Origin of the sequence: Streptomyces sp. NRRL F-6492 (assembly GCF_001280125.1) — a bacterium.
GTDB lineage: Bacteria > Actinomycetota > Actinomycetes > Streptomycetales > Streptomycetaceae > Streptomyces.
In genome coordinates this window covers 1-201 of record NZ_LGEG01000209.1, presented here as the reverse complement: position 1 = coordinate 201, position 201 = coordinate 1, and the positions used below count along the sequence as shown (strand labels likewise).

Sequence of the window (201 nt, the reverse complement as noted above, 5' to 3'; positions counted from 1 at the left end):
TTACTTGCCCTTGGCGGCTTCCTTGAGCTTCGAGCCCGCGGAGACCTTCACGCTGTAGCCGGCCGGGATGTCGATCGGGTCGCCGGTCTGCGGGTTACGAGCGGTGCGAGCGGCACGGTGGGTGCGCTCGAAGGTCAGGAAGCCGGGGATGGTGACCTTCTCGTCGCCCTTGGCGACGACCTCACCGACGGTCTCGGCGAG

The 201-nt window shown here is 67.7% G+C and carries 1 protein-coding gene; it reads right to left on the bottom strand.

What is annotated here, in order from left to right:
- The coding region (locus ADL08_RS15690) for an HU family DNA-binding protein (protein ID WP_053643272.1) at positions 1-201 on the bottom strand (201 nt) is incomplete at its 5' end.